11 protein-coding genes are annotated in these 11,518 nt (G+C 66.3%); 2 read left to right on the top strand and 9 right to left on the bottom strand.

The window, feature by feature from the left end:
- Window positions 1-70 precede the first annotated feature (70 nt).
- The 5 genes from K6753_RS12155 to K6753_RS12135 form a co-directional block, all read right to left on the bottom strand.
- Window positions 71-346, bottom strand: a complete 276-nt coding sequence (locus tag K6753_RS12155; protein WP_425492124.1) for a hypothetical protein — start codon at window positions 344-346, stop codon at window positions 71-73.
- A gap of 162 nt (window positions 347-508) precedes the next feature.
- Window positions 509-1,240: a pseudouridine synthase gene (locus tag K6753_RS12150; RefSeq protein ID WP_319936675.1), complete on the bottom strand. Its 732-nt coding sequence runs from the start codon at window positions 1,238-1,240 to the stop codon at window positions 509-511.
- A gap of 58 nt (window positions 1,241-1,298) precedes the next feature.
- Window positions 1,299-1,979 carry a hypothetical protein gene (locus K6753_RS12145; protein ID WP_223676728.1) on the bottom strand — a complete coding sequence of 227 codons (681 nt, stop codon included), beginning with the start codon at window positions 1,977-1,979 and terminating at the stop codon, window positions 1,299-1,301.
- 169 nt (window positions 1,980-2,148) lie between these two features.
- Window positions 2,149-3,222, bottom strand: a complete 1,074-nt coding sequence (locus K6753_RS12140) for an OmpA family protein (protein ID WP_223676727.1) — start codon at window positions 3,220-3,222, stop codon at window positions 2,149-2,151.
- A 220-nt stretch (window positions 3,223-3,442) separates the two neighbouring features.
- Window positions 3,443-4,558, bottom strand: a complete 1,116-nt coding sequence (locus K6753_RS12135; RefSeq protein WP_223676726.1) for an OmpA family protein — start codon at window positions 4,556-4,558, stop codon at window positions 3,443-3,445.
- Window positions 4,559-4,940: 382 nt separating this feature from the next.
- Between K6753_RS12135 and K6753_RS12130 the strand changes: the two genes are divergently transcribed.
- Together K6753_RS12130 and K6753_RS12125 are read left to right on the top strand one after the other, a co-directional pair.
- On the top strand, window positions 4,941-6,968 hold the full coding sequence (locus tag K6753_RS12130) for an oxidoreductase (protein WP_425492123.1): 2,028 nt from the start codon (window positions 4,941-4,943) through the stop codon (window positions 6,966-6,968).
- Between the two features lie 413 nt (window positions 6,969-7,381).
- On the top strand, window positions 7,382-7,840 hold the full coding sequence (locus tag K6753_RS12125; RefSeq protein ID WP_223676725.1) for a cell wall hydrolase: 459 nt from the start codon (window positions 7,382-7,384) through the stop codon (window positions 7,838-7,840).
- 78 nt (window positions 7,841-7,918) lie between these two features.
- Here the strand turns inward: K6753_RS12125 and prpC are convergent, their stop codons facing one another.
- The 4 genes from prpC to K6753_RS12105 form a co-directional block, all read right to left on the bottom strand.
- On the bottom strand, window positions 7,919-9,067 hold the full coding sequence (prpC, locus tag K6753_RS12120; protein WP_223676724.1) for a bifunctional 2-methylcitrate synthase/citrate synthase: 1,149 nt from the start codon (window positions 9,065-9,067) through the stop codon (window positions 7,919-7,921).
- Between the two features lie 55 nt (window positions 9,068-9,122).
- On the bottom strand, window positions 9,123-10,010 hold the full coding sequence (gene prpB / locus K6753_RS12115) for a methylisocitrate lyase (protein WP_223676723.1): 888 nt from the start codon (window positions 10,008-10,010) through the stop codon (window positions 9,123-9,125).
- 121 nt (window positions 10,011-10,131) lie between these two features.
- The gene (locus K6753_RS12110) at window positions 10,132-11,115 is read right to left on the bottom strand and encodes a malate dehydrogenase (protein WP_223676722.1); all 984 of its coding nucleotides are present in this window, start codon (window positions 11,113-11,115) and stop codon (window positions 10,132-10,134) included.
- A gap of 41 nt (window positions 11,116-11,156) precedes the next feature.
- The gene (locus K6753_RS12105) at window positions 11,157-11,513 is read right to left on the bottom strand and encodes a glutaredoxin family protein (RefSeq protein ID WP_223676721.1); all 357 of its coding nucleotides are present in this window, start codon (window positions 11,511-11,513) and stop codon (window positions 11,157-11,159) included.
- Window positions 11,514-11,518: the final 5 nt, after the last annotated feature.

Here is an 11,518-nt window from a genome sequence, read left to right as displayed (position 1 = left end):
AGAAAAAGACCCGGCAAATGCCGGGTCTTTTTTTTCTTCTCCAGCGGCGCCCTCTGGAACCGCGGCGATGCTACTTCTCGGCGACGTCCGCCACGACACCTGCACCTGCCGCGCTGACGGCCTGCTTGCCGGTAGCGACGCGAACCCCGCGCGCCCTCATCCACGCATCGAACTCATCGGCGCTCATGCGCTTTCCACCCTGCTCCATATCGAAGCGGTAGGGCGTGTTGTCGTGCTCGGTCTTGGGCTTGTAGGTGGCAGCGTCCACCTGCTCGGCTTCAGCCGCGAACGCTGATGAGAACAGCAAAGTCGAGCACAGCGATACAACGATGACGATCTTCCCCATGACTCACTCTCCCCAGTTGAGTGGGGTGGAGTCTATGTGACGAAAAAGTAACGAGGGCGCTGCAAAAGGTGCGCGCCGCCACAGTCCGGCGCATGCGCACGCGCGCGTTGCTCGACCCGTGCTGGCAGTCACATGCCGCGCGCGAACTACATCGGCAGAACGTCAGCGCGACGGCGTTGCCAGCGCAGCTACTTCGCCGGTCGTCAGTTCGCGCCATGCCCCCTTGGCCAACCCTCCCAGGGCCAGGTCGCCGATCGCGACGCGCACCAGCCGACGCACGGAGATGTCGTGGGCCGCCAGCAGCCGCCTGATTTGCCGGTTGCGCCCCTCCTCCAGAACGATTTCCAGCCAGGCATTCCGGCTGCCGGCGCGCAAGAGCCTCGCCTCCCGCGCCGCCAGGTGTTCGCCATCCGCCACGGCCCCCTGCACCAGAGCGTCCAGGGTCGTAGCGCTTGGGACCACATCGACCTGCACGTGGTAGGTCTTGTCGGGGCCGGTCGACGGGTCGGTGATGCGCGCGGCCCACTCCGGGTCGTTGCACAGGAGCAGAAGGCCCTCGCTGGCCTTGTCCAAGCGCCCCACGGGCGCCACCCACGGCAGCCCGGTTCCGTCGAGACACCGGTAAACCGTGTCCCGGCCACGCTCGTCGGTGGTGGACGTCACCAGCCCGCGCGGCTTGTTCAATGCGATATAGCGCCGCTCGACTGCCGGCAGGCGCTCACCGTCAACGTCGATGGCATGACGCCCGTCCACGACGGGATACTCCGGATCGCGCACGACGCGCCCGTCCACCCGGACCCGGCCGGCCTCCACCCACTTCGCGGCCTGGCTACGCGAGCAAACGCCGCGCTTGGACAGCACGCGCGCAAGACCGTGTCGAACCGGTGGCTTCATATGCGAAGGCGGCCGCTGGTGCGGCCGCGATTCTGGAACCTCTGGGCCCGCTGCGCGACTACTGGTCGTCCTCGGCCGCCGCCTCGTCGTCCTGGGCCGGGTCTTCGGCAGGCACCGGACTGGTTGCGGCCGCGGGCGCTGTCGGCACCTCGCCCTCAACCACCGGAGCTGATGGATCTACACCCGGGGCGGCCGGCTTGGCGGCGCCGCGCGCGACGCGAACGCCCTTGGACTTCATCCAGGCACTGAACTCATCGGCGGTCATGCGCTTGCCGTTCTGGTTCATGTCGAACCGCCACGGCGTGTTGTCGAACTCCGTCTTGGGCTGGTACGCGGCTGGATCGGTCGAGGACGGCGCGGTGGTGGGCGAAGTTGCATCCGGTGTCGTGACGGCTGTCGCTCCCGGGGCCGCAGCAGGTACGCCCGGCATCGCCGCGGGCAACGGCGCGTCCGGCGCAACCGGTGGGGTCACCGATGCCACGTTGCGGCACTGGTCGACCTGCAACCGGAACAACACCTGGTCGACGGATCGCGACTCGTCAAACGCATTGGCAAGGACGCCGGTCGGTGCACCCAACTGGTGGCTCGGCGCAGCCAGACCCGGTGCCAGCGGCGCGACGACGGTGGGCTGCACGGGAAGCGCGCGCGGCGCAGCCAGGGAGGCGCACGTTTCGGCGGTCTGCGCATGCGCCAGGGCGGCACCGGTCAGTGAAACGAAGGCAAGGACGAGGCGGCGCATGCGGTGCTCCATTGAGTCGGACTGGATGATGCGTACCCGAGCGCGCATCGACAGCCAGTGTAGGTGTGCACCGCGTGTGCCACAACCGAACCGCGCACAAAAAAAAGCCCGGCACATGGCCGGGCTCTCGATGCGGATGGGCGGACCCCGAAGGGCCCGCCCGGGTGCATCAGTTCTGCACGTTCAGCTCGGTGCGACGGTTCCGCTCGTTCTTGCACTCCGGCAAGGTCTGGGCGGTCGGCTCCAGCGGACGGCTCTCGCCGTAACCGTTCGGACCCACCATGCGCGAGGCGTCGATGCCGTTGCTGCTCAGGTAGTCGTACACCGCCGAGGCGCGACGCTCCGACAGCGACTGGTTGTACGCGTCGGTGCCGCACAGGTCGGTGTGACCGGCCACTTCGACGCGCAGCTCCGGGTAACGCTGCAGGATCTGAACGGCCTCGTTCAGGATCGCCACCGCGTCCGGACGCAGCGTCGACTTGTCGAAGTCGAAGTTCACGCCCTTCAGGTCGATCGACACCGGCACCGGGCAGCCGTCCGGACCGATGGTCTGGCCAGCCTGCGAATCCGGGCACTTGTCGTCGCAGTTGTTGACGCCGTCACCGTCGTCGTCCAGGTCCGCGCAGCTCGGCGCAACCGGGGCCGGCGCGACCGGGGCCATCGGCTCCGGACCCAGCGGGATCACGACGCCGACCGAAGCCAGCACGTCGCCGAACCAGTCTTCCTGGGGAGCATTGATGCTCTGGTCATCGAAGTCGGCACGGTACGCCAGCTCGGTACGCAGGCCTACGCGGCCCAGGTCACCCTGCAGGCCGAGTCCGACCTTGGCAGCGAAGTTGCCGTCTTCACGCTGACCCGGGGAATCGGGGCTCGGGAAAGCATCGAACTCTTCCTCGGCGCGCTGGAAGCCAAGACCCAGGAGCGCGTATGGATTCCAATTCCGACCTTCGGCGATGAAGTGTCGACGCATATCCAACGAAACGCCGTACTGCGACCAGTTCAAGTCCTGGTTCGCGTCCATATTCGGGTTCTGGTAGTTCAGCTCACCGTCGACCGACCAGTGCGGGCTGACGAACTTGCCCAGTCCAACCGACACGAACGGCGCATTGTGCGTGCCACGGTCGTTGTCCTGCAGGTTGAACCCGGTGGAACCCGTCAGGTACCAGCGATCATCAAACTCCTGCGCACCGGCCGAGAAGGCCAGGCCCGCCAACAGCGCGGTGCTCAGCAAGCGGATCTTCATATACGACTCCTTCGATTTGATCTGAGGGCAAGGGAACCGCACGGCGCTCGCTCAGGACCCATGTGATGGTCCGCCGGGGCCCGTGGCGCGGCGAGCATACACCGTCAACGTGTTTGTTAATACAGCTTAACGAGCGCCCCGGACTGCGCACAAAAAAGCCCGGCACATGGCCGGGCTCTCGATGCGGATGGGCGGACCCCGAAGGGCCCGCCCGGGTGCATCAGTTCTGCACGTTCAGCTCGGTGCGACGGTTCCGCTCGTTCTTGCACTCCGGCAAGGTCTGGGCGGTCGGCTCCAGCGGACGGCTCTCGCCGTAACCGTTCGGACCCACCATGCGCGAGGCGTCGATGCCGTTGCTGCTCAGGTAGTCGTACACCGCCGAGGCGCGACGCTCCGACAGCGACTGGTTGTACGCGTCGGTGCCGCACAGGTCGGTGTGACCGGCCACTTCGACGCGCAGCTCCGGGTAACGCTGCAGGATCTGAACGGCCTCGTTCAGGATCGCCACCGCGTCCGGACGCAGCGTCGACTTGTCGAAGTCGAAGTTCACGCCCTTCAGGTCGATCGACACCGGCACCGGGCAGCCGTCCGGACCGATGGTCTGGCCAGCCTGCGAATCCGGGCACTTGTCGTCGCAGTTGTTGACGCCGTCACCGTCGTCGTCCAGGTCCGCGCAGCTCGGCGCAACCGGGGCCGGCGCGACCGGGGCCATCGGCTCCGGACCCAGCGGGATCACGACGCCGACCGAAGCCAGCACGTCGCCGAAGTAGTCGGGGCCATCGTTGCGCTCCGGCGGCGGATCGTCGAGACGCAGTGCCGCGTCGGTATCGTCGATGGCGTTGTTGACCCGGTAGGCCAACTCGGTGCGGATCTTGACACGACCCAGATCGCCCTGGAGACCACCGCCGAACTTCGCCGAAACGCCACCGGCCTCGTCTTCGAACGGAGAGTCAGGGTTCGGGAAGTTGTCGAACTCGACTTCCTCCTGCTGGTAACCCAGACCCATCAGCAGGTAGGGGTTCCAGTTGCGCCCTTCGGCGATGAAGTGACGGCGGGCATCGAAGGAGATGCCGTACTGCGACCAGTTGAGGTCCTGGTTCGAGTCACGATTCGGGTTCTGGTAGTTCAGCTCACCGTCGATCGACCAGTACGGGTTGATGAACTTGCCCAAGCCCAGGGTGACGAACGGCGCGTTGTTGGTATCGCGGTCGTTGTCCTGCAGGTTGAAGCCGGTCGAACCGGTGATGTACCAACGGTCGTCGAATTCCTGGGCGTTAGCGGCGCCCGCCAGACTCAGACCACCCAACAAGGCGGCGCAGAGGAGTTTCTTATTCATGTATTGCTCCTTGGGATCGAAAAAGGGGAAACCGCGTCTGCGAGGTTCCTACCGTCAGGACGGTCGCCGATGCGACGCCATCGCGGCGCAGGTTAGGTTTGGCCCTGTGAAAGCCGCGTTAACTTACGCCTAACAACCAGCAAAGTTCCTCACGAATGCTGATGCGCGTCAAGTCCTGTTCAGCCTCGCAGCTGCCAAGCAAGCAATAGACAGGTTGGGGGAGTCCCGGGCAGCGGCCAATCATACGCCCGCGAATACGTGTATCGATACGGCGTTTTTAAGGGCCGAGGAACACAACCGCAATGCAGCGTACCGTTGAATCGAGGCGCTTCTCCCTTCATTGTGCGCGCTCCATACGCCAGCGTACTCACAGATGACAATGATGGCCGGGACGTACCCGCACCTGTTCGAGCCCCTGAACCTGGGCTTCTGCACGCTTTCCAACCGGGTGCTCATGGGATCGATGCACACCGGCCTGGAAGACCGGGCGGCGGACTTCCCCAAGCTGGCGGCCTACTTCGCAGAGCGCGCGGCTGGAGGCGTCGGACTTATTGTCACCGGCGGTTTCTCGCCAAACATCACGGGCTGGCTGAAGCCGTTCGGCGGCAAGCTCGGGTGGCCATGGGAGGGCCGGAAGCATCGACAGGTCACCGCGGCCGTGCACGCGAACGGGAGCCGCATCTGCCTGCAGTTGCTTCATGCCGGACGCTACGGCTACCACCCGTTGCAGGTCGCACCGTCGCGGATCAAGTCGCCGATCAATCCATTCACCCCGCGTGCGCTGGGTGCGCGCGGGGTCGAACGCCAGATCGAAGCCTTCGCCACCAGCGCGCGGCTGGCGCGCGATGCCGGCTACGACGGCGTGGAGGTGATGGGATCGGAGGGCTACCTGCTCAACCAGTTCACGGTGCCCCGCACCAACCGGCGCACCGACGCGTGGGGCGGCGATGCGCAGCGGCGCATGCGCTTCGCCGTGGAGATCGTCCGCCGGATCCGCGAGACCTGCGGCCCGGACTTCATCGTCATCTACCGCCTGTCGATGATCGACCTCGTCAACGAGGGCAACGCCTGGGACGAAGTCGTGGCGCAGGCGCGCGCCGTGGAAGCCGCGGGTGCAACGCTGATCAACACCGGCATCGGCTGGCACGAGGCGCGCATCCCGACCATCGCCACATCTGTCCCGCGCGCGGCGTTCACCGGCATCACCGCGCGGCTCAAGCCCGAGGTCGGCGTGCCGCTGATCGCCACCAACCGCATTAACATGCCCGATGTGGCCGAGCGCATCCTCGCGTACGGGCAGGCCGACATGGTCTCCATGGCGCGTCCGCTGTTGGCCGATCCGGAGTGGGTGAACAAGGCGCGGCAGGGACGCGCGGACGACATCAACACCTGCATCGCCTGCAACCAGGCGTGCCTGGACCACGTGTTCGAGAACAAGCGCGCCAGTTGCTTGGTGAATCCGCGTGCGTGTGCGGAGACCGAACTCAATTACACGCCGACTGCGTCGCCCAAGCGCATTGCGGTGGTCGGGGCGGGCCCTGCCGGACTGGCCTGCGCGACCGTCTGCGCCGAACGCGGACACGCCGTGACCTTGTTCGACCGTGCCGGCGAAATCGGAGGCCAGTTCAACCTGGCCAAGCGCATCCCCGGCAAGGAAGAATTCCACGAGACGCTGCGCTACTTCTCCCGCCGGATCGAACAGACGGGCATCGACTTGCGCCTGCAGACCGACGTCGACGCATCGCAATTGGACGGGTTCGATGAAGTTGTGCTGGCGACCGGTATCGCGCCGCGCGCCATCGATATCCCCGGGTCGGACCATCCGAAAGTCGTGAGCTACCTGGATGTGATCACGGGCCGGGTCGTGCCGGGCGCATCGGTGGCGATCATCGGCGCAGGCGGCATCGGTTTCGACGTCGCCGAATTCCTCGTCCACGACGCCGCGCACCCAGCCACCTCCCTAGACGCGGCCCGCTGGCGCGATGAGTGGGGCGTTGATCTCGACTACCAGCAGCACCGCGGCGGTCTGACCCAGCCGAACCCCGCTCCGCCGGCCCGCCGCGTATGGCTGCTGCAACGCAGTTCGGGAAGGCCAGGCGCGAGGCTCGGCAAGACCACTGGCTGGATCCACCGCGCCACGCTGAAGGCCAAGGGCGTCCGGATGCTGGGTGGCATTCAATACGTGCGTATCGATGATGCCGGACTGCATGTCACCGTCGACGGCAAGGCGGAGGTGTTGCCGGTCGACCACGTGGTGGTCTGCGCAGGCCAGGAGCCATTCCGGCCGCTCGCCGATGCGCTGGCAGCGCGTGGACGCAGCTGCCATGTGATCGGCGGCGCGGACGTGGCGGCGGAACTGGACGCCAAGCGGGCGATCGACCAAGGGAGCCGGCTCGCGGCTGCGCTCTAGGACGTCATATCCGCGTCCGTGGCCCCGATGGCCGCGATGGCCCAGGCGCATCGGGATCGACCGTGCGGACAGCTGATCGCCCCGCTGCTGGTCCGATCAAGCAGATCACTGGAATAAAAACTCCAAAACAATCCACAACTTAGACCAGTCGTTCACCTGGCGTTTATGTCGGGGCCTGTACCGTGCGCCAACTTTTCCGGCCACCCACGCAGGTGGCACCCTCGCCGCCCACGCCGTCGCGTGGTCAACGGCCCGGGGCAACGCGAGCCGCACGCGACTTCGAGTCGCATCCGCCAGGACGCGGCCGCCGCCCTCCCCAGTACGCCATGCCGGTCCACGCCGAAGTCACCGTTTCCCATCCATAGGGAACGGACGCTGAAGTGCGGCCGGCGCAACGGAGCAAGGAGTTCGACATGAAACTGGCCTGGATCCTGTGGTTGGCCTCCGTCCTGCCGCCACAAACTGCCGATTCGCTGTGCCTTAGCACCACGCTGTACCTGGAAGCTCGCGACCAGTCGGTCCGCGGGCAACAGGCGGTTGCCGAGGTCGCCCTGCGTCGCCGCGACAGTGGACTGTGGGGCGACTCGGTCTGCGAGGTCGTGACGGCCCGCAAGCAGTTTGCGCCGACGATCGTCTCGCCCAACACGCGCCTCACCAACACCGAGGCCTGGGGCGAGGCCGTCACCGTTGCACTGGAAGCCGAGCGGAACTGGGCGCTGCCGGACGGCGAACGCCAGGAGATCGTGCCCGGCGCCAGCCATTTCCTCGCGCATGCCATCGCCGCGCCGAGCTGGCGCAATGCGTACCAGGTCGCGAGGATCGGGGACCACACCTTCCTAAAGGTGCAGTCGCTCAAGCCGCGGCAGTCCTGATTTCGACCACGCATGAAAGACCCGACATGAAAAAAGCCGCGCAGTTGCGCGGCTTTTTTCTTTTCGTCTGCGCAACCGTCAGCGCTTGTCGATGTCCACGTACGCACGGTCGTCCGGACCGGTGTAGTTCGCGCTGGGTCGGATGATCTTGCCGTCCTCGCGCTGCTCGATCACGTGCGCGCTCCACCCGGTGGTGCGTGCGATCACGAACAGCGGCGTGAACATCGGCGTCGGGATACCCATCATGTGGTACGCGGAAGCGGAGTACCAATCGAGGTTGGGGAACATCTTCTTCGTGTCCATCATCAGGGTCTCGATGCGCTCGGACACGTCGAACAGCACCTGGTTGCCGCCATCGCTGCACAGCTTGCGGCTGATCTCCTTGATGATCGGATTGCGCGGGTCACCGATCGTGTACACCGGGTGGCCGAAGCCGATGATGATTTCCTTGCGCTCCATGCGCGCGCGGATGTCGGCCTCGGCCTCGTCCGCCGAGACGTAGCGGCTGATGATGTCCATCGCGACTTCGTTGGCGCCGCCGTGCTTCGGCCCGCGCAACGCACCGATGGCACCGGTGATGCACGAATGCAGGTCGCTGCCGGTGCCGGCGATCACGCGCGCGGTGAAGGTCGAGGCGTTGAACTCGTGCTCGGCGTACAGCACCAGCGATTTGTCCAGGGACTCGGCGTGCAACGCGCTCGGCGGCTCGCCGTGCAGCAGGTGCAGGAAGTGGCCGGCCACGGACTCATCGTCGGTCTCCACGTCGATGCGGCGGCCGTTGCGGGTGAAGTGCCACCAGTACAGCAGCATGGAGCCGAAGCTGGCGACCAGCTTGTCGGCGATGTCGCGGGCCTCCGGCGCCGGATGTCCGTCGCGCTCGGGCAGCACCGTACCCAGCACCGAGCAACCGGTACGCAGTACATCCATGGGATGCGCGTTGGCCGGCACCAGCTCCAGCGCGTCGGTCACGATGGCCGGGAGCCCACGCATGCGCTTGAGCTTCGTGCGGTAGGCCTTGAGCTGCAATGAGGTGGGCAATGCACCGTGCACCAGCAGGTGCGCGACCTCCTCAAAGGTCGACTTCGTCGCCAGGTCCTTGATGTCATATCCGCGGTAATGCAGGTCGTTGCCGCTGCGGCCGACGGTGCACAGCGCGGTGTTGCCCGCCGCCGTGCCCGACAGGGCCACCGACTTCTTGGGCTTGGGGAGGGTGCTGGTCTCGCTCATGTTCAATCCTCTCGTTGTTCCGGGGCGCGCGTGATGCCTTCCAGGCACCGGCCGGTCATTCGGGTTTGCCCGACGCGAACAGGGCGTCGAGCTTGTCCTCGTAGGCGTGGTAGCCGAGGTAGTCGTACAGCTCGGCGCGCGTCTGCAGGGTGTCGATGATGTGCTTCTGGGTGCCGTCGCGGCGCACGGTCTCGTAGAAGTTCAACGCCGCTTTGTTCATGGCACGGTACGCGCCGCAGCAATAGAGAGCGATGTCGACACCGGCCTCGCGCAGCTCGTCGACGGTGTAGAACGGCGTGCTGCCGAACTCGGTCAGGTTGGCGAGGATCGGCACCTTTACCGCCTGCTTGAAGCGGCGATAGTCCTCGAGCGATCCCATCGCCTCCGGGAAGATCATGTCGGCACCGGCTTCGACGTATGCAACGGCGCGTTCGATCGCCGCGTCCACTCCCTCCACTGCCGCGGCGTCGGTCCGCGCCATGATCACGAACCCGTCGTCGGTGCGGGCATCGACCGCCGACTTCACCCGGTCGACCATCTCGCCCTTGGACACGACTTCCTTGCCCGGCCGGTGGCCGCAACGCTTCTGGCCGACCTGGTCCTCCATGTGCACCGCGGCGACGCCCACGCGCTCGAAGGAACGGATCGTGCGACCGATGTTGAACGCGCCGCCCCAACCGGTGTCGATGTCGACCAGGAGCGGCATGCCCGTGGCATCGACGATGCGGCGCGCGTCGGTGAGCACGTCTTCCATGGTGCTGATGCCCAGGTCAGGCATACCAAGCGAATTGGCGGCCACACCGCCGCCCGACAGGTACAGCGCCCTGTAACCCACGCGCTTGGCCATCAGGCCGGCATAGGCGGTAATCGCGCCCATGACCTGCAGCGGGGACTCTTCCTGGATGGCGGCGCGGAACTTCGCGCCTGCGGAGACTTGCGACATTCGATACCCCGTGGGATGGGTTGAGCGGAGCGATACCCATCAATCCGAATGTCGCGACGGTGGGTATCGCTTCGCTCAACCCACCCTGCGATGCCGAAAATCCGGGACCGGTCGTTACCGCTTACAGCAGGTGTGCGACACCGGCGCGCTCTTCTTCGAGCTCGGCCAGCGTCTTGTCCATGGCGGCGCGGCTGAAGTCGTCGACCGGCAGGTCGGTGACGCGGGTGTATTCGCCGTTGGCGCAGGTCACCGGCACGCCGTAGATCACGCCTTCCGGGATGCCGTAGCTGCCGTCGGACGGCACGCCCATGGTGGCCCACTTGCCGTCGGTGCCCAGCACCCAGTCGCGGATGTGGTCGATGGCAGCGTTGGCCGCGGATGCCGCCGAGGACAGGCCGCGCGCTTCGATGATTGCCGCGCCGCGCTTGCCCACCTTCGGGATGAATTCGTTGGCATTCCAGTCGGCGTCGTTGATCTTGTCCTTCAGCGACTGCCCGTTGACCGTGGCGAAGCGGTAGTCCGGGTACATGGTCGGGCTGTGGTTGCCCCACACGACCAGCTTCTCGATGTCGGCCACGGCAACGCCGGCCTTGTTGGCCAGCTGGCTCAGCGCGCGGTTGTGGTCCAGGCGCAGCATCGCGGTGAAGTTCTTCGCCGGCAGGTCGGGGGCGGACTTCATGGCGATGTAGGCGTTGGTGTTGGCCGGGTTGCCGACCACCAGTACCTTGACGTCGCGGCTGGCGACCTTGTTCAGGGCGGCGCCCTGCGCGGTGAAGATCTTGGCGTTCTCCAGCAGCAGGTCCTTGCGCTCCATGCCCGGACCGCGCGGACGCGCGCCGACCAGCAGGGCGATGTCGGCATCCTTGAACGCGACTTCGGCGTCATCGGTACCGACCATACCGGCCAGCAGCGGGAACGCGCAGTCCTCCAGCTCCATCATCACGCCCTTGAGCGCGGCCTGGGCCTTCTCCATCGGCAGCTCGAGCATCTGCAGGATGACCGGCTGGTCCTTGCCCAGCATTTCGCCGGAGGCAATGCGGAACAGCAGGGAATAGCCGATCTGGCCGGCAGCACCGGTGACGGCAACGCGGACGGGAGTCTTCATGGGGAAATCCTTCGCGGGGATGTGGGTGGAGGGCGCGCGCGTCAGTAGACGCGGTAGCCGAGGGGTTGGAGGTGGTCGTCGAGCGCAGCGGTGTCATAGCCGCGCACGACGTCCTGCCCGATCACGGTGACCGGCACACCGCGCGCGCCCAGCGCCTTCATCGCGCGGTCGCCTTCGGGCGTTTCGATGTCGAGGACGCGGTAGCGCACGTTGGCCAGCTCGAAATCCTTGCGTTGCTTGCGGCAGTAGCCGCACCAGTCGGCGGCCAGCATCACGATGCGCGATTCGCCCGTGTCATGGCGTGGGTCGCCGGGCTGCAGCTCGGGCGCGGCCGGCTCGCGGAAATGCAGGTAGCCGCCGACGAGGGCGGCCAGCACCAGCAGCCAGAGCGCGCGCACGCAGC

Source organism: Novilysobacter selenitireducens, from assembly GCF_020026895.1.
Taxonomy (GTDB): domain Bacteria; phylum Pseudomonadota; class Gammaproteobacteria; order Xanthomonadales; family Xanthomonadaceae; genus Lysobacter_C; species Lysobacter_C selenitireducens.
Note: the sequence above shows the minus strand (reverse complement) of the source record. Positions and strands in the feature narration are given on the sequence as shown.

Coding starts and splice junctions, on each gene's coding strand:
- K6753_RS12135 (WP_223676726.1), bottom strand. CDS start 4,558: ATGAATAAGAAACTCCTCTGCGCCGCCTTGTTGGGTGGTCTGAGTCTG.
- prpB (WP_223676723.1), bottom strand. CDS start 10,010: ATGTCGCAAGTCTCCGCAGGCGCGAAGTTCCGCGCCGCCATCCAGGAA.
- K6753_RS12125 (WP_223676725.1), top strand. CDS start 7,382: ATGAAACTGGCCTGGATCCTGTGGTTGGCCTCCGTCCTGCCGCCACAA.
- K6753_RS12155 (WP_425492124.1), bottom strand. CDS start 346: ATGGGGAAGATCGTCATCGTTGTATCGCTGTGCTCGACTTTGCTGTTC.
- K6753_RS12150 (WP_319936675.1), bottom strand. CDS start 1,240: ATGAAGCCACCGGTTCGACACGGTCTTGCGCGCGTGCTGTCCAAGCGC.
- K6753_RS12145 (WP_223676728.1), bottom strand. CDS start 1,979: ATGCGCCGCCTCGTCCTTGCCTTCGTTTCACTGACCGGTGCCGCCCTG.
- K6753_RS12140 (WP_223676727.1), bottom strand. CDS start 3,222: ATGAAGATCCGCTTGCTGAGCACCGCGCTGTTGGCGGGCCTGGCCTTC.
- prpC (WP_223676724.1), bottom strand. CDS start 9,067: ATGAGCGAGACCAGCACCCTCCCCAAGCCCAAGAAGTCGGTGGCCCTG.
- K6753_RS12130 (WP_425492123.1), top strand. CDS start 4,941: ATGGCCGGGACGTACCCGCACCTGTTCGAGCCCCTGAACCTGGGCTTC.
- K6753_RS12110 (WP_223676722.1), bottom strand. CDS start 11,115: ATGAAGACTCCCGTCCGCGTTGCCGTCACCGGTGCTGCCGGCCAGATC.